The organism is Pseudomonas sp. P1.8 (genome assembly GCF_001269805.1).
In the GTDB taxonomy this organism is placed as follows: Bacteria; Pseudomonadota; Gammaproteobacteria; order Pseudomonadales; family Pseudomonadaceae; genus Aquipseudomonas.
Genome location: NZ_LHVM01000010.1, coordinates 93,641 through 109,019, shown reverse-complemented (window position 1 = coordinate 109,019; position 15,379 = coordinate 93,641). Strand labels below are relative to the sequence as shown.

Here is a 15,379-nt window from a genome sequence, read left to right as displayed (position 1 = left end):
GCTGTACACGCGGTTTTTGAAATGTTTTGTATCTGCGTGGTTTTGATCGACGATCCGAATTCCGTGTTGAACCTGGCCTGGTGCATTGGTTCCATCGAATCGGCGAAGGACCTCGCAAAATGCAGGATGCACGATGGCCATTCATGCAGATTGCACGAAACCGAAAATAACCATAAAAACTAAGTTATTGTTTTATATGAGGTTTTTACAATTTCGAATGCTGGCACATTCAGTGCAACCCTTCTCCGCATGCTTGCCATCTAAAGCCAACGGAGCTGAAAAACATGAACTTGATCCAGGAAAAATTTTCGTCCTTGTTCTCCAACTTCGAAGTCGCCACCCAGAATCGGCCCGACGGCGGAATTCTGCTGACGCTGAGTGCTGAGGGCAAAGTGTTCAAGCGTTCGATTTCCTATCAGCAATTGCACAATGGCGACCAGCTGTCGTGGGTCATCAGTGCCATCCGCCGCGACCTTGCCGAACAGGCCAGTGAACTGCCGCAGATTTCCATGCTGCAAAGTCAGCAACGCTTTGCGCTGCCGACTTATCACTCGCTGTAAGGCTTAAAACAACTGTAGGAGCGAGCTTGCTCGCGATAGCGGGGTGTCAATCAACATTGATGTTGAATGACCGGTCGCAATCGCGAGCAAGCTTGCTCCTACAGGTTGTGTAGCGTTTGGAAGGCAGCAGGATCTATCCGCGCAAAGCTGACCACGGTGACATGTCCTGTTAGTTCCCCGCCCTCACGGGCCAGGCCGCAAGTGGCCATTCCCGCTTCGCGTGCGGCGTCCAGTTCTTCGACGATGTCTGACAGAAACAGAATCTGCCCCGCCTCGACGTTGATCGCCTGCGTGATGTTGGCGTAGGACTGCGCCTCGCGCTTGGGTCCTGACGTGGTGTCGAAGTAACCACTGAACAGCGGCGTCAAATCCCCCGCCTCTGAGCAGCCGAAGATCAGGCGTTGAGCCTGGATGGAACCGGACGAGTACACAAACAGTTGATAGCCGTCCTGATGCCAGCGTTTGAGCGCTTCAACGGCGTCCGGGTACACGTGGCCCTTGAGTTGTCCGGCGTGATAACCCTGTTCCCAGACCATTCCCTGCAAAGCCTTCAATGGCGTGGCCTTGCGGTCCTCGGCGATCCAGCCCAGCAGGATCTCTATGACGCGTTCGACGTCAGCATCGGGCTCGTTACTGTCGCTGCGAACGGCGGCCAGTTGTTCGGCTACGTCGGCACGCTCGGCGTTCTGGCGGACAAAGTCCGGCAGGTGCTTGGCGGCATAGGGAAACAGCACATCGAACACAAAACTCACCGCGCTGGTGGTGCCTTCGATGTCGGTAAGGATCGCTTTGATCGGCATCGATTCAGTCCTCAAGACGCGGGAATTGGTCGGCGATGTCTTCGCCGGTGAAGTTGGCCACCCAGCCTTGCGGGTTATTGAACAGACGGATCGCGATGAAATGCGGATGCTCGCCCATGTCGAACCAGTGCCTGGTGCCGGCCGGTACCGAGATCAGGTCGTTTTTCTCGCAGAGCACCGCGTAGACATAATCGTCGATATGCAGGGTAAACAAGCCACGACCGGCGACGAAAAAACGTACTTCGTCTTCGCCGTGGCGGTGTTCGTTGAGGAACTTGGCGCGCAGTTCGGCTTTTTGTGGATGATCGCTGTCGAGGCTGATCACATCGACGGTGATGTAGCCGCGTTCGCTCATCAATTGGTCGATTTGCGCCTGATAGGCGGCGATCACTTCTTCCTGGCTGGCGCCCGGCTGGATCTTCGCAGCGGCTTGCCAACGGTCGAAACGCACGCCTTGCTCGGCCAGGGTCGAGGTGATGTCTTCGAAATGGGTCAGCACCTTGTTGGGGATTTCAGGGCTGGAAACGTGATAAACGGACAGGCTGCTCATCAGGGCAACTCCTTAACGGTTCATGCTTTAACGTTCAAGAGCGAGCGCATCTTCAGCTCGCACTCGAACAAAAATTCAAAGGCCTCGATCTGCCGCAGGGCATCGCTCATGCGCGCCCCCCAGGTGTAGAGGCCGTGGCCGCGAATCAGGTAACCGACGCAATCGGGATGGGCGTCGAGCCAAGGCTGCACCTTGGCGGCCAGGCGCGCAATGTCCTGGTCGTTATCGAAAATCGGCACCCGGACCCGGGATTCGTGGGTGGTCACACCGCTGAAGGCCTTTTGCAGTTCGTAGTCTTCGAACTCGATGAAATCTTCTGGCGTCAGGCGCGACAGCACCGTGGCATTCACCGAATGGGTGTGCAGTACCGCGCCGATCTCCGCACGCCAGCTATAGAGCTGGGTGTGCAGCAGGGTTTCGGCAGACGGTTTTTTGCCCGGTTCAAGGCTGTTGCCCGAGAGATCCGTGGCCAGCACATCGTCCATGCCCAACTGGCCTTTATGCTTGCCGGAGACGGTCAGCAAGGCTTGGCTCGGCGACAAACGGGTCGAATAGTTGCTGCTGGTGGCCGGCGACCAACCGCGGCCATACAGAAAACGCCCGGCGTCGATGATTTCCTGGGCGAAGTGTTCACGGGTAAGGCTCATGGCCTGTCCTCTTGCATGCATGTGGCAATGATAACGGCAGCCGCTACGGCTGCGAGGCTGGCAATACTAAAGGTCAATGCGGCGCCGAGGGCGCTCCAGCTATAGCCGGCGTACAACGCGCCCAATGCACCGCCGGTGCCTGCCAGTGCAGCGTACAACGCCTGACCTTGCCCTTGCTGGCGCGCACCGAAGCTACGTTGCACGAATGAAATGGCAGCGGCGTGAAAGCTGCCGAAGGTCGCCGCGTGCAATACCTGGGCAAACAGCAGCACCCACAAAAACTCGGCCAACGACCCGAGCAGCAACCAGCGCAGCGCCGCCAGCAGAAAACTCGCCATCAGCACCCGGCGCAGGGAGAACCGCGTGAGGATCTTGCTCATGGCCAAAAACATCAGAACCTCGGCGACTACGCCGACCGCCCAGAGCAGGCCGATCACGCCGCGGCTGTAGCCCAGACGCTCAAGGTGCAGGGTCAAAAACGTGTAGTACGGACCGTGGCTCATCTGCATCAGCGCCACGCAGCCGTAGAACGCCAACACGCCAGGGTTGCGCAACTGTTTGAGAAATCCCTCTCCCGCCACCCGGTTGCCCGGTGCCGGTTGGGCATTCGGCACCCACAGGCTGCTGATCACGATGCCTGCCATGATCAGCGCCAGCGCCGACGGATAGATGTCCAGGCTCAGCCATTCGAACAACCGGCCCAGCGCCACCACGGTGATGATGAAACCGATGGAGCCCCACAAGCGAATCTGGCTGTAGCGCGACGTCTGACCCTGTAAATGCGCGAGGGTGATGACCTCGAACTGTGGCAACACCGCGTGCCAGAAAAATGCGTGCAAGGCCATGACCATCGCCAGCCACGCGTAGGTCTTGCTGAAGAAAATCAGCGAGAAAGTCAGTAGCGTGCACACCGCGCCGAAACGCACGATGGCCAGCCGCCGCCCTGTGTAATCGCCCAGCCAGCCCCAGATGTTCGGTGCCACGCAGCGCATCAGCATCGGGATCGCCACCAGCTCGCCGATGCGTGCGGCGCTGAAACCCAGATGATCGAAATACAGCGCCAGAAACGGCGCCGTCGAACCGAGCAAGGCGAAATAGAACAGGTAAAAACTGGAGAGCCGCCAGTACGGCAGCGCCGCTGTCGTCATCAGACAGCAGCGGCTTTGTGGTCAGCCATTAAAGCTGACCCAGCACCGGCGTGCTCACCCGCACATCGGCGTTCTGCCCACGGTGACGCAGCAGGTGGTCCATCAGCACGATGGCCATCATCGCTTCGGCAATCGGCGTGGCACGGATGCCGACACACGGGTCGTGGCGACCCTTGGTGATGACCTCGACCGGGTTGCCATGGATGTCGATGGAGCGACCCGGCGTGGTGATGCTCGAGGTTGGCTTCAACGCCAGGTGAGCGACGATCGGCTGACCGGAGGAAATACCGCCGAGAATGCCGCCGGCATTGTTGCTGAGGAAACCTTGCGGGGTCATTTCGTCACGATGTTCGGTGCCGCGCTGGGCAACGCTGGCGAAACCGGCGCCGATCTCAACGCCCTTGACCGCGTTGATGCTCATCAGCGCATGGGCCAGCTCCGCGTCGAGACGGTCGAAAATCGGCTCGCCGAGGCCCGGCATCACACCTTCGGCCACCACGGTGATTTTCGCGCCGACCGAATCCTGGTCGCGACGCAGCTGGTCCATATAGGCTTCCAGCTCAGGCACTTTGTCCGGGTCCGGGCTGAAGAACGCGTTCTCTTCCACCGAATCCCAGGTTTTGAACGGGATTTCGATCGGTCCGAGCTGGCTCATGTAGCCGCGAATGACGATGCCCTGGCTGGCCAGGTACTTCTTCGCAATCGCACCGGCAGCCACGCGCATCGCGGTTTCGCGGGCCGAACTGCGACCGCCGCCGCGATAATCGCGCTCGCCATACTTGTGGTGGTAGGTGTAGTCGGCGTGGGCCGGGCGGAACAGATCCTTGATCGCCGAGTAGTCCTTGGACTTCTGATCGGTGTTGCGGATCAACAGGCCGATGGCGCAACCGGTGGTGCGACCTTCGAACACGCCGGAAAGGATTTCGACTTCGTCGGCTTCCTGGCGCTGAGTGGTGTGGCGGCTGGTGCCGGGCTTGCGGCGATCCAGGTCGCGCTGCAGATCCTCAAGGGAAATCTCCAGGCCCGGCGGACAGCCATCGACAATGGCGACCAACGCCGGACCATGGCTTTCGCCCGCGGTGGTGACAGTGAACAGCTTGCCGTAGGTATTGCCGGACATGCAGGACGCTCCGTGAAATGAACCTGAATACGTAATGCGCGCCAGTATACGCAGGCTACCCAAGTAGTTCATCCTCGAACCTTATGGGTGCCTGCGAGTCAAACCGGCATCCTGTTAATGATGGCGTGATGATGCTGCGAGTTCTAGCCTTGAGCCTTACCCTGATTTCCGGCTTCGCCCAGGCGACTGTCCTGCAACGACCAATCACATTGGATACCGGCACGGGTGAGCTTTTTGGCTCGCTTTTGCTGCCAAAGTCCGACAACCCGGTGCCGGTTGTCCTGCTGATTTCCGGCTCAGGCCCTACGGATCGCGACGGAAACAACTCTGACGGCGGCCGTAATGACAGTCTCAAACGACTGGCCTGGGTGTTGGCCAAACACAACATTGCCAGTGTGCGTTATGACAAACGCGGCGTAGCGGCGAGTCTGGCGGCGACCCCGGACGAACGCAACCTGTCCGTGGAAGCCTACGTGGCCGACGCTCAAGCCTGGGGCCGCAAGCTCAAGACTGATCCGCGCTTCGGACAATTGATTCTGCTCGGGCACAGTGAAGGCGCCTTGATCGCGAGCCTCGCCGCCCCGAGTGTCGACGCGGCGGGGGTGATTTCCCTGTCCGGCAGCGCCCGCCCCGTGGATGAGGTCATTCGTCAGCAATTGAGCAATCGCCTGCCTCCCCCGCTGATGTTGCGCAGCAATGAACTGCTCGACAGCCTCAAGGCCGGGAAAACCAACGACAATGTCCCACCGCAACTGCAAGTGATTTTCCGCCCGAGCGTGCAGCCGTACCTGATTTCACTGTTTCGCCAGGACCCGGCAGCCGCGTTCGCCAAGCTGAAAATGCCGGCGTTGATCATTCAGGGCAGCAACGACATCCAGGTCGGCGTCAATGATGCGCGGCTGCTCAAGGCCGCCAAACCGGACGCCGAACTGGTGTTGATCGAAGGCATGAACCACGTCCTGCGCATCGTGCCCAACGACGTCAAACGCCAGTTGGCCTCCTACAAAGATCCGAATTTGCCACTGGCGGCGGAACTGGGCACACGAATCCTCGGGTTTATTGACGGACTTCGCTCCAGTTAACCTCTTTTTGCCCTCCAGTCTTGAAGAAAACGGCCGATAAGCCTTTGTCGCCAGCACACACGCTGGCGGCAAGCAGAGCTTGGACAGGACTCGCCGTTATGACTCAAACCCAGACCTCACCCGACACCAGCGCTGAAGTAGACGTACCGCCAGCGGTCGAGCTGCCGTGGGCGGACGTCCACGCCGAGCACAACAAGATGCTCCGTCTGGCGCCGTTGCAGACTGACCGTCACACCGGCGGTCGGCCCTTGCGCTTTGTCGAGTTCGGCTACGCCGAGCGCAACGACAAGGAACGCAGCCTGATGCGCATGAGCATCACCCTGCCCGGCCAGCGTGTGCGCAAGGAACAGAATCACCTGGACGTCTGGGTCGACCACGGCGAAAAACGCGTGCATTTCGGTCCCGACAGCGGTCTGCAGATTGAACCGGTGAACCGAGGTATCGGCCGATTCATGGCGGCCCATGGCATTGCCTGGGCGAAGAAGCGCTGGCCCGCTTACACCATCGATGGCATCGACCTGAACAACAAAGACGCACTGAACGAAGGCACACGCCTGCGCCGCGATCACTTTTTACGTGTGCACGGTTTCGACGTGGTGTACGCCGATGCCCAACATTTGAAGGGCAGCATCGAGGACGTGAAGGTCGGCGAATTGCTGGCGGACTGGAACAGCGAAAAACTGCAAGTCGTGGAAATTCTCGAAGCGGCGCAGATGCTCCAGCAGGCCGAGCAGAACCTGGCCGAGCAGGAAGTCAAACTCAAGAAGCATGAAGAAAAAGTCAGCAAGTACAAACGCGAAGACGCCGGGTTGCGCTTTACCATTACCTGCCTGGTGGCGTTTGCGGTGTTTCAGGCAGGGCTGCTGATCTGGATCGCCACGCATCGTTGACAGCTGTAGGTCGCATGCTCAGTGCTTGCGCAACCACTCGATGAACAGCGCAAACAGCTCCGACTGAGAACCGACCTCCAACTTCAGGTAAAGGTTCTTGCGGTGCATGCGCACGGTTTCTGGAGAGATGCTCATCTGGCTCGCCGTGGACTTCACGGAGTGACCGCGCAGAACCATGTGCGCCACTTCTCGCTCGCGTTCGGTGAGCAACTCACAACCAAACTGCTCGAAGGCCGCCTGCACCCGGTGCTTGAGATCACCGCCCTCCCCGAATGCCTGCTGGCCTTGCCGGGTGGCGCTGCGCTGTAGACCACGACGTCCGAACTCGCTCACAAACTCGCGCACCAATGGCTCGACCGCCCGCAGCAGGTTCAGTTGCTCAGCCCGCAGGATTTCCCCGCCGAAGCCCTGGAACAGGCTGACCGATATCTGGCTGTCATGGCCGGTATCGACCAGATAGAAACTGTCTTCGGAGCTGCCTGCCTTCAAGTAGTAAGTCTTGTAGTACTCACTGTCGAAGAAATTGTCCGGGGCGATTTCTTCCAGGTGGTAGAAACCTTGAGCCAGGCCCTGCTCGACCGCGAGGCAGAACGGATCGAGCAAGTAGCCGCCGGAAAAATAACGGTCGATGATCGAGTCGCGGTACTGCTCGGCAATTCCGCGCTGATACAGCAACTGTGGCGGTCGATCCCTGTGTTCAAGGCTGATCATCACCGACTCGATGCCCACCAGATGCCCGAACGCCGACGCCAGGTGGCGCAGGGCGTCGGGCTCGTCGACCTGGGCGAAGGCGTCGCGCATGTCCCCATGCCAGCGGTGCAATGCGCCAAAGGTCAGGGCAATCAACGTATCGTCTTGTGCTTTGCTCATGCCCCGCAGTCTAGCGGGTGAGCCAACCCTTGGTAAGCGTGCGCCGGGCAACGTCATTGGCCACCGTACTGGCCGCTGGCCTGAAGTTCGGCCGCTACTTCCAGGATGCACTCGCGCAAAGTCTCGACGATTTCATCGACCTGAACAAACGTCAGGATCAGCGGCGGCGACATCACGTTGAGGTGCATGATCGGTCGCACCAGCAGGCCCCGTGCCTGGGCCCGGACGTGAATCTTCTCGCCGATGTTGATCTCATCGGCAAACAGCGCCTTGGTACGTTTATCGGCGACAAACTCTACGCAGGCCATGAGTTTCTGGCAGCGCACGTCACCCACCAGCGGCAGGTCCCGCAGGGTCGCCAGGCGTTCTTCGAGGTAGGCGCCAACGGTGTCGACATGGGCCAGCAGGTTTTCCCGCTCGATGATTTCAATGTTTTTCAGCGCCGCCGTGCAGCACACCGGATGGCCGCTGTAGGTGAAACCGTGGGTGAAGCAGCGACCCTTGCCCGGTTCGGCGATGACTTTCCAGATGCGGTCGGAAAAGATGCAGGCGCCCAGCGGCAGGTAAGCCGAGGTCAGGCCCTTGGCCGTGGTGATGATGTCGGGCTGCACGTCGAACACATCATAAGAGGCAAAGAACTTGCCCAGGCGTCCGAACGAAGTCACCACTTCGTCAGCGACGAACAGAATGTCGTAGCGCTGGCAGACGTCCCACATGCGTTTGAGATAACCCTGGGGCGGAATGATCACCCCGCCCGAGCCCATGATCGGTTCGGCGAAGAAGCCGGCGACCTTGTCCGCGCCAATCGACAGGATCTTGTCTTCGAACTCCTTGACCAGGAATTCGAGAAACTGCGCATCGTCCATGCCGTCCGGCGCGCGGTACGGGTTCGGGTTGGAGACATGGTGGATCAGCGGGTTGGCGTAATCGAACTCCGGCACCCGGTCGGCGGCCTTGTTGCCGATCGACATGGTGAGCGTGGTCGAGCCGTGATAGGCGTTGAAGCGCGCGATGATGTGCTTCTTTTCCGGTTTGCCGCGGCAGTTCTGGTAGTACTGGATCAGCCGGTACGCGGTGTCCACCGCGGTGGAGCCGCCGGTGGTGAGGAACACATGATCGAGGTCGCCGGGGGCCAGGCTGGCGAGTTTCTCGCACAACTGGATCGCAACGTTGTTGGACATGTCGGAAAACGGATTCGAGTAGGCCAGTTGCCGCACCTGATCAGCGATGGCCTCGGCCATTTCTTCACGGCCCAGGCCGATGTTGGTGCACCACATCCCGCCCACGGCATCGAGGAAACGGTTGCCCTGGGTGTCGTAGATGTAGGCGCCATCGCCAGCGACGATGTTCAACGAACCTTGTTCAGCGTGTTCGTCGAACACGTGATAGCCATGCATGTGATGGGCCTTGTCGGCCTTGACCAGCTGAGACTCGTCCGCTGGCGAAAAAACGGTGTGTGTTGGCGTCGCCATAAAAAAACCTCTAAGCGAATTGACTAACGATCGAACAAATCAGATCCCGCTTTTCACCGTGCTCCAGACCCGGGTCATGGCGCGCATGTCCTTGGCGTCCTGGGTCTTCTGTGGAAACAGTCGCTCGCGGGTTTGCGCGTCGGGATAGATCGCCGGGTTGTTGCGCACGCTGGCGTTCAACAACGGTGTGGCCGCCGCGTTACTGTTGGCGTAATTGATGTAATCACTGACGTCGGCCATCACCTGTGGCTGCATCAGGTATTCCAGAAACCTGTGTGCGTTGGCGACATGAGGCGCGTCGGCCGGGATGTACAGGTTGTCGAACCAGATCAGTGAGCCTTCCTTGGGAATGAAGTAAGCGAGGTCGATCTTTTTCTTCGCTTCTGCGGCGCGGGCCATCGCGGTGGCATAGTCGCCCGACCAGGTCATCGCCATGCACACATCGCCATTGGGCAGGCTGGTCAGGTAATTGACCGAGTCGAACTTGCGGATGAACGGCCTGACCGACAGCAGCAATTCCTGCGCGGCTTTCAGATCTGCCGGGGCGGCGCTTCGAGGGTCACGGCCCAGGTACTTCAGGGCCAGGGGAATGACTTCGGTCGGGGCATCGAGCAGCGTCACCCCGCAATCGGCGAAGCGCGAGACGATTTTCGGGTCGAAGATCATCGCCAACGAGCCGATGGGCGCGTCGGGCATGCGCTCCTTGATCTTGTCAACGTTGTAAGTCACGCCGTTACTGCCCCAGGTGTAAGGCGCCGAGTACGCGGTACCTGGATCGAACCCCTGTTGGTCCTCGAGAATTTTCGGGTCAAGGTTGCTCCAGCTCGGCAGCAGCTTTTTATCCAGTGGCTGAAAGACCTTGGCCTTGATCAACGGCGGCGCGAGCGAGGCATTCAACACGATCAGGTCATAACCTGAGTGACCGGTGAGCAACTTGGCCTGCACCGTTTCGTAGGCATCGAAGGTGTCGTAGATCACCTTGATGCCGGTGGTTTTCTCAAAATCTGCCAGGGTTTTTTCACCGATGTAATCCGCCCAGTTGTAGAGCCGCAGCGTATTGGCGTCGTTCACCTCGGCGGCGTAGGCATTGAGGGTCAGCGGTACAACAAACAGACTGGAAATCACCTTAAGCAGTGTCTTGCCCATAGCAAATGCACCTTATCAAGCGAGTTCGGCTCTGGATGAGCGGATGTGTTCACTATTGGTGGATTCGCCGGGCGGCACCATACCCCGAATGGGTGTGTGCCCTGTTTTACCCGGCGGCATGGCAAAAAGCGGCAGACCAGTTGACCCGTTTAGCCATAGATCCCGAGTTTGTCCGACGCTTAAAGTGGCGGCCTGATTCGACCAACCTGGGCATTCAATGACTGACCTGATCAAACACGAGCGATGTGACGGCGTGCTGACGCTGACACTTGACCGTCCCGACAAGCTCAATGCGCTGAACAACGCCATGTACATGCAGTTGGCCGATCTGTTGCTGGCCGCTGACGAAGACGAGCAAACTGGCGTGATCATCCTCACCGGTGGCCCGAGCTGTTTTACCAGCGGCAATGACCTGGTGGATTTTCTCCAGCATCCGCCAACGCATCTGGACAGCCCGGCGTTTCGCCTGATGAAGGTGGTCACGCGCCTGCAAAAACCGCTGATCGCGGCGGTCTGCGGGGCGGCTGTCGGCATCGGCACCACGTTGCTGCTGCATTGCGATCAGGTGTTGGTCACGCGCAAAGCCAAGCTGCGCATGCCGTTCGTCAATCTGGGCCTGTGCCCCGAATTCGGTGCCAGCCTGTTGCTGCCTCGTCGACTCGGCCACGCCCGAGCCGCACGCCTGTTGTTACTGGGCGACAGCCTCGATGGCAACGAAGCGGTGGCGTGGGGCCTGGCCAACGAAGCGTTCGACGACGGCGAACAATGCCTGGCCGCGGCGACAAAAACGGCCCAGCGTTTTTTGGCGATGCCCCAGCAAGCCTTGCGCCAATCGCGGCAACTGATGAAACAGGCTTCCCTGGCAGAACTGGAAGCCACCCTGCGCGACGAAAACCTGTTGTTTATCGCGCGCCTGAATACCGATGAGGCCAAAACGGCCTTGAACACCTTGCTCAATCGCAGCACGGAAAAGCATTCACCGAGAGGAAACCAGCCATGAACACCCCGGAAATCTACGTCGTCAGCGCCGCCCGTACCGCCATCGGTACCTTTGGTGGTTCGCTCAAGGACGTGCCACTGGCCGACCTGGCAACCACGGCCGTGAAAGCCGCCCTGCACAAGGCTGCCGTGGACCCGGCACTCGTCGGCCATCTGGTGATGGGCAACGTGATCGCGACCGAAACCCGTGACGCCTACATCTCCCGCGTCGCTGCAATGAATGCCGGCATTCCGAAGGAAACCCCGGCCTACAACGTCAACCGTCTCTGCGGTTCGGGCCTGCAGGCCATCATCAATGCCGCTCAGACGCTGATGCTCGGTGATGCAGACATCGTTGTCGGTGCCGGCGCCGAATCCATGAGCCGTGGCCCGTACCTGATGCCGGCCGCCCGCTGGGGTTCGCGCATGGGTAACGCCCAGGTCATCGACTACATGCTCGGCATCCTGCATGACCCGTTCCACGGGATCCATATGGGCATCACTGCCGAAAACGTCGCCGCCCGCAACGGCATCACCCGTCAAATGCAGGACGCCCTGGCCTTCGAAGACCAGAAACGCGCGGCCCACGCGATTGCCAACGGCTACTTCAACGAGCAGATCGCGACCGTGGAAATCCAGGATCGCAAAGGCGTCAAACTGTTCAGCGTCGACGAACATCCTCGCGCCACGTCTCTGGAACAGCTGGCTGCGATGAAGCCTGCGTTCAAAAAGGACGGCTCGGTCACCGCCGGCAACGCTTCGGGTCTGAACGATGGCGCCGCCGCGGTGGTCATGGCTACCGGCACCGCTGTCCAGGTCAACAACCTCAAGCCACTCGCTCGTCTGGTCAGCTACGCCCACGCGGGTGTGGAACCTGAGCTGATGGGCCTGGGCCCGATTCCGGCCACCCGCCTGGCACTCAAGCGCGCCGGTCTGACCGTCTCCGACCTGGACGTGATCGAAGCCAACATCGCCTTCGCCGCCCAGGCCTGCGCCGTCAGCCAGGAACTGGACCTCGACCCGGCCAGGGTCAACCCGAACGGTTCGGGCATTGCCCTGGGCCACCCGGTCGGTGCAACCGGCGCAATCATCACCACCAAAGCCATCCACGAACTGCATCGCACTGGCGGCCGCTACGCGCTGGTGACCATGTGCATCGGTGGCGGCCAAGGCATCGCCGCGATTTTCGAACGCGTTTAACCCTCTTCTCCGCTCCCCGCTCATCGTAGGAGCTGCCGCAGGCTGCGATCTTTTGATCTTGAAAATCAAAAGATCGCAGCCTGCGGCAGCTCCTACGTCGTTTCCTGACAACCGGCAATAAAAAACAATTGCCACCAAATATTACCTGCGTCATATTACGGTCGTAATCAAATCTGATTCCGACAGGTAATCCCCATGACCAGCATGTCCACCGTTGAACCTGACCTGGCCTCCCCGGTGAAGCCTGCCAAACCGCCGATGCTCAAGCGCCTGCTGCTGCCGACGCTGGGAATTGCGGCACTGATGCTGGCCGGTGTGTATGGCACGCATTGGTGGACAGCCGGGCGCTTCATCGAAGAAACCGACGACGCCTACATCGGTGGTGACGTGACGGTCATCGGGCCAAAAGTCGCGGGATACATCGACCAAGTACTGGTGGGCGACAACCAGAAGGTCAAGGCCGGCGAGGTGCTGATTCGCCTCGATGCGCGCGACTATCGTGCCCACCTGGCCAAGGCTGAGGGCGCAATCGCTGCCGAAGAAGCGTTGCTCGACAATCTCGATGCTACCGAGCAACTGCAACAAGCCGTCATTGGCCAGGCCCGGGCCGGTATTGATGCCGCCGGGGCTGAAACCGCCCGTTCCCGGGACGATGATGCGCGTTACAAAAAACTGGTCACCACCAACGCCGTCTCGGTGGAAAGCGCACAACGGGCCAACGCCACCTTCAAGACCGCCCAGGCCCAGAGCAACCGCGCCGAGGCCGAACTGCTGGCGGCGCAACGCCAGTTGAATGTGATCGCGACGCAAAAACAGCAAGCCCGTGCGGCATTGATTCAGGCAAAAGCCGAACGAGACCTGGCACAACTGAATGTCGAGTACACCGAACTGCGGGCACCGGTCGATGGCGTGATCGGCAACCGGCGGGCGCGGGTCGGCGCCTATGCCCAGGCTGGTTCGCAGTTACTCTCGGTGGTGCCGGCCAGTGGTTTGTGGGTCGATGCCAATTTCAAGGAAGACCAGCTGGCGCACATGATTGCGGGGCAACGGGTAGTGATTCACGCCGATGTGCTCTCAGGGCAGGAATTTCACGGTCACCTGGACAGCCTCGCCCCCGCCAGCGGTTCGCAATTCAGCGTGCTGCCTCCGGAGAACGCCACCGGCAACTTCACCAAAATCGTGCAACGTGTACCGGTGCGTATTCACCTGGACCCGGCCGACAGCCTGCTCGGTCATCTGCGTCCCGGTCTGTCGGTGACCGCTGAAGTCGACACTCGCAGGGAACCTGAAAGCCCCACCGTGGCCAGCGCACCATGAGCCGTGCCCTCGCCGTCCCGGTGCAACCTTTCGATGCGGCGAGCATGGCGACCGGGACCAAAGTCTTCGCGTTTGCCACCATGTGCATCGGTATGTTCATCGCACTGCTGGATATCCAGATTGTCTCCGCGTCGTTGCGCGACATCGGCGGCGGGCTCTCAGCCGGTACCGACGAAACCGCCTGGGTACAGACCAGCTACCTGATCGCCGAAATCATCGTGATACCGCTGTCCGGCTGGCTGTCCCGAGTGTTTTCCACGCGCTGGCTGTTTTGCGCCTCTGCGGTGGGTTTCACCCTGACCAGTCTGTTGTGCGGCGCGGCCTGGAACATCCAGAGCATGATTACCTTCCGCGCCCTGCAGGGTTTTCTTGGCGGCTCGATGATCCCGCTGGTGTTCACCACGGCGTTCTTTTTCTTCACCGGCAAACAGCGGGTGATTGCTGCCGCCACCATCGGCGCCGTGGCTTCGCTGGCCCCGACCCTGGGGCCGGTGATCGGCGGCTGGATCACCGATGTGTCGTCCTGGCATTGGCTGTTCTACATCAACCTCGTACCGGGGATCTTCGTCGCGGTGGCCGTGCCCTTGCTGGTGAAAATCGACCAACCGGAATTGTCGCTGCTCAAAGGCGCGGACTACTTGAGCATGGTGTTTCTGGCGCTGTTCCTCGGCTGCCTGGAATACACCCTCGAAGAAGGCCCGCGCTGGAACTGGTTCAGCGATCACACCATCCTGACCACGGCGTGGATCAGCGGCCTGTCGGGCCTGGCGTTCATCGGCCGGACTTTGCACGTGGCCAATCCGATTGTCGATCTGCGCGCCCTGAAGGATCGCAATTTCGCGCTCGGCTGTTTCTTCTCGTTCGTCACCGGCATCGGCCTGTTCGCCACCATTTACCTGACGCCGTTGTTTCTCGGCCGGGTGCGCGGCTATGGCGCGCTGGACATTGGCCTGGCGGTTTTCTCCACCGGGGTGTTCCAGGTCATGGCTATTCCGCTGTATGCCTTTCTGGCCAACCGCGTGGACCTGCGCTGGATCATGATGACCGGGCTTGGGTTGTTCGCGTTGTCGATGTGGGATTTCAGCCCGATCACCCATGACTGGGGGGCCAAAGAACTCATGCTGCCGCAAGCCCTGCGTGGCATTGCCCAGCAATTGGCGGTGCCGCCAGCGGTGACCTTGACCCTCGGCGGTTTGGCACCGGCGCGGCTCAAACATGCGTCGGGCTTGTTCAACCTGATGCGCAATCTGGGCGGCGCCATTGGCATCGCCGCGTGCGCGACCATTCTCAATGACCGCACCAACCTGCATTTCACGCGGCTGGCGGAAAACCTCAACAGCACCAACGAAGCGCTCAACCAATGGCTGTCTCAGGTGGGCAACAACTTCGCCACCCTCGGCCAGGGCGGCGATGTCGGTGTCACCGCCGCCCTGCATCATCTGTGGTTGCTGACCTATCGTGAGGCGCAGACACAGACCTATGGCGATGCGTTTCTGATGATCATGGTCTGCTTCATCATCGCCACGGCGATGGTGCCGCTGATGCGCAAAGTGCAACCACCGGCCGCACCGAGTGCCGATGCTCATTGAGCCTCGGCAC

At 60.1% G+C, this 15,379-nt stretch carries 15 protein-coding genes; 7 read left to right on the top strand and 8 right to left on the bottom strand.

The window, feature by feature from the left end; translation table 11 throughout:
- Window positions 1–284: 284 nt before the first annotated feature.
- On the top strand, window positions 285–560 hold the full coding sequence (locus AD668_RS09090) for a DUF3509 domain-containing protein (protein ID WP_053157284.1): 276 nt from the start codon (window positions 285–287) through the stop codon (window positions 558–560).
- A 98-nt stretch (window positions 561–658) separates the two neighbouring features.
- Here AD668_RS09090 and mtnC read toward each other — a convergent pair whose 3' ends face one another.
- The 5 genes from mtnC to aroC are packed head-to-tail and all read right to left on the bottom strand — an operon-like array spanning window position 659 to window position 4,825.
- The gene (gene mtnC, locus AD668_RS09085; protein ID WP_053157281.1) at window positions 659–1,360 is read right to left on the bottom strand and encodes an acireductone synthase; all 702 of its coding nucleotides are present in this window, start codon (window positions 1,358–1,360) and stop codon (window positions 659–661) included.
- 4 nt (window positions 1,361–1,364) lie between these two features.
- Window positions 1,365–1,910: an acireductone dioxygenase gene (locus AD668_RS09080; RefSeq protein ID WP_053157278.1), complete on the bottom strand. Its 546-nt coding sequence runs from the start codon at window positions 1,908–1,910 to the stop codon at window positions 1,365–1,367.
- A gap of 20 nt (window positions 1,911–1,930) precedes the next feature.
- Window positions 1,931–2,557 (bottom strand): methylthioribulose 1-phosphate dehydratase, encoded by a 627-nt coding sequence (locus AD668_RS09075; RefSeq protein WP_053157275.1) that lies wholly within the window; start codon window positions 2,555–2,557, stop codon window positions 1,931–1,933.
- Window positions 2,554–3,705: an MFS transporter gene (locus AD668_RS09070; protein ID WP_053157272.1), complete on the bottom strand. Its 1,152-nt coding sequence runs from the start codon at window positions 3,703–3,705 to the stop codon at window positions 2,554–2,556. The genes AD668_RS09075 and AD668_RS09070 overlap by 4 nt, the downstream gene beginning before the upstream one ends.
- A gap of 28 nt (window positions 3,706–3,733) precedes the next feature.
- Window positions 3,734–4,825, bottom strand: a complete 1,092-nt coding sequence (gene aroC / locus AD668_RS09065; protein WP_053157269.1) for a chorismate synthase — start codon at window positions 4,823–4,825, stop codon at window positions 3,734–3,736.
- 83 nt (window positions 4,826–4,908) lie between these two features.
- Between aroC and AD668_RS09060 the strand changes: the two genes are divergently transcribed.
- Together AD668_RS09060 and AD668_RS09055 are read left to right on the top strand one after the other, a co-directional pair.
- Window positions 4,909–5,907, top strand: coding sequence for an alpha/beta hydrolase (locus AD668_RS09060; RefSeq protein ID WP_053157266.1), 999 nt, complete (start codon window positions 4,909–4,911; stop codon window positions 5,905–5,907).
- 98 nt (window positions 5,908–6,005) lie between these two features.
- Window positions 6,006–6,797 (top strand): hypothetical protein, encoded by a 792-nt coding sequence (locus AD668_RS09055; protein WP_053157263.1) that lies wholly within the window; start codon window positions 6,006–6,008, stop codon window positions 6,795–6,797.
- An 18-nt stretch (window positions 6,798–6,815) separates the two neighbouring features.
- Here the strand turns inward: AD668_RS09055 and AD668_RS09050 are convergent, their stop codons facing one another.
- The 3 genes from AD668_RS09050 to AD668_RS09040 are packed head-to-tail and all read right to left on the bottom strand — an operon-like array spanning window position 6,816 to window position 10,285.
- Window positions 6,816–7,667: a helix-turn-helix transcriptional regulator gene (locus AD668_RS09050; protein WP_156322321.1), complete on the bottom strand. Its 852-nt coding sequence runs from the start codon at window positions 7,665–7,667 to the stop codon at window positions 6,816–6,818.
- Window positions 7,668–7,720: 53 nt separating this feature from the next.
- Window positions 7,721–9,139 carry an aminotransferase gene (locus AD668_RS09045; protein WP_053157257.1) on the bottom strand — a complete coding sequence of 473 codons (1,419 nt, stop codon included), beginning with the start codon at window positions 9,137–9,139 and terminating at the stop codon, window positions 7,721–7,723.
- A 39-nt stretch (window positions 9,140–9,178) separates the two neighbouring features.
- Window positions 9,179–10,285 carry a polyamine ABC transporter substrate-binding protein gene (locus AD668_RS09040; RefSeq protein ID WP_053157253.1) on the bottom strand — a complete coding sequence of 369 codons (1,107 nt, stop codon included), beginning with the start codon at window positions 10,283–10,285 and terminating at the stop codon, window positions 9,179–9,181.
- A 217-nt stretch (window positions 10,286–10,502) separates the two neighbouring features.
- Here AD668_RS09040 and AD668_RS09035 point away from each other — a divergent pair, with 217 nt between their 5' ends.
- The 4 genes from AD668_RS09035 (at window position 10,503) to AD668_RS09020 (ending at window position 15,369) form a co-directional block, all read left to right on the top strand.
- Complete coding sequence (locus AD668_RS09035) at window positions 10,503–11,285, top strand: enoyl-CoA hydratase-related protein (protein WP_053157250.1); 783 nt, start codon at window positions 10,503–10,505, stop codon at window positions 11,283–11,285.
- Complete coding sequence (locus AD668_RS09030; RefSeq protein WP_053157249.1) at window positions 11,282–12,463, top strand: acetyl-CoA C-acyltransferase family protein; 1,182 nt, start codon at window positions 11,282–11,284, stop codon at window positions 12,461–12,463. The genes AD668_RS09035 and AD668_RS09030 overlap by 4 nt, the downstream gene beginning before the upstream one ends.
- Window positions 12,464–12,658: 195 nt before the next feature.
- Complete coding sequence (locus AD668_RS09025) at window positions 12,659–13,780, top strand: HlyD family secretion protein (protein WP_053157246.1); 1,122 nt, start codon at window positions 12,659–12,661, stop codon at window positions 13,778–13,780.
- The gene (locus tag AD668_RS09020) at window positions 13,777–15,369 is read left to right on the top strand and encodes a DHA2 family efflux MFS transporter permease subunit (protein WP_053157244.1); all 1,593 of its coding nucleotides are present in this window, start codon (window positions 13,777–13,779) and stop codon (window positions 15,367–15,369) included. The genes AD668_RS09025 and AD668_RS09020 overlap by 4 nt, the downstream gene beginning before the upstream one ends.
- Window positions 15,370–15,379: the final 10 nt, after the last annotated feature.

Excerpts from the sequence above, each read along its gene's own strand:
- AD668_RS09070 (WP_053157272.1), bottom strand. The coding sequence starts at position 3,705 with ATGACGACAGCGGCGCTGCCGTACTGGCGGCTCTCCAGTTTTTACCTG.
- AD668_RS09025 (WP_053157246.1), top strand. The coding sequence starts at position 12,659 with ATGACCAGCATGTCCACCGTTGAACCTGACCTGGCCTCCCCGGTGAAG.
- mtnC (WP_053157281.1), bottom strand. The coding sequence starts at position 1,360 with ATGCCGATCAAAGCGATCCTTACCGACATCGAAGGCACCACCAGCGCG.
- AD668_RS09040 (WP_053157253.1), bottom strand. The coding sequence starts at position 10,285 with ATGGGCAAGACACTGCTTAAGGTGATTTCCAGTCTGTTTGTTGTACCG.
- AD668_RS09020 (WP_053157244.1), top strand. The coding sequence starts at position 13,777 with ATGAGCCGTGCCCTCGCCGTCCCGGTGCAACCTTTCGATGCGGCGAGC.
- AD668_RS09090 (WP_053157284.1), top strand. The coding sequence starts at position 285 with ATGAACTTGATCCAGGAAAAATTTTCGTCCTTGTTCTCCAACTTCGAA.
- aroC (WP_053157269.1), bottom strand. The coding sequence starts at position 4,825 with ATGTCCGGCAATACCTACGGCAAGCTGTTCACTGTCACCACCGCGGGC.
- AD668_RS09080 (WP_053157278.1), bottom strand. The coding sequence starts at position 1,910 with ATGAGCAGCCTGTCCGTTTATCACGTTTCCAGCCCTGAAATCCCCAAC.
- AD668_RS09075 (WP_053157275.1), bottom strand. The coding sequence starts at position 2,557 with ATGAGCCTTACCCGTGAACACTTCGCCCAGGAAATCATCGACGCCGGG.
- AD668_RS09035 (WP_053157250.1), top strand. The coding sequence starts at position 10,503 with ATGACTGACCTGATCAAACACGAGCGATGTGACGGCGTGCTGACGCTG.
- AD668_RS09045 (WP_053157257.1), bottom strand. The coding sequence starts at position 9,139 with ATGGCGACGCCAACACACACCGTTTTTTCGCCAGCGGACGAGTCTCAG.
- AD668_RS09030 (WP_053157249.1), top strand. The coding sequence starts at position 11,282 with ATGAACACCCCGGAAATCTACGTCGTCAGCGCCGCCCGTACCGCCATC.
- AD668_RS09050 (WP_156322321.1), bottom strand. The coding sequence starts at position 7,667 with ATGAGCAAAGCACAAGACGATACGTTGATTGCCCTGACCTTTGGCGCA.
- AD668_RS09055 (WP_053157263.1), top strand. The coding sequence starts at position 6,006 with ATGACTCAAACCCAGACCTCACCCGACACCAGCGCTGAAGTAGACGTA.
- AD668_RS09060 (WP_053157266.1), top strand. The coding sequence starts at position 4,909 with ATGGGTGCCTGCGAGTCAAACCGGCATCCTGTTAATGATGGCGTGATG.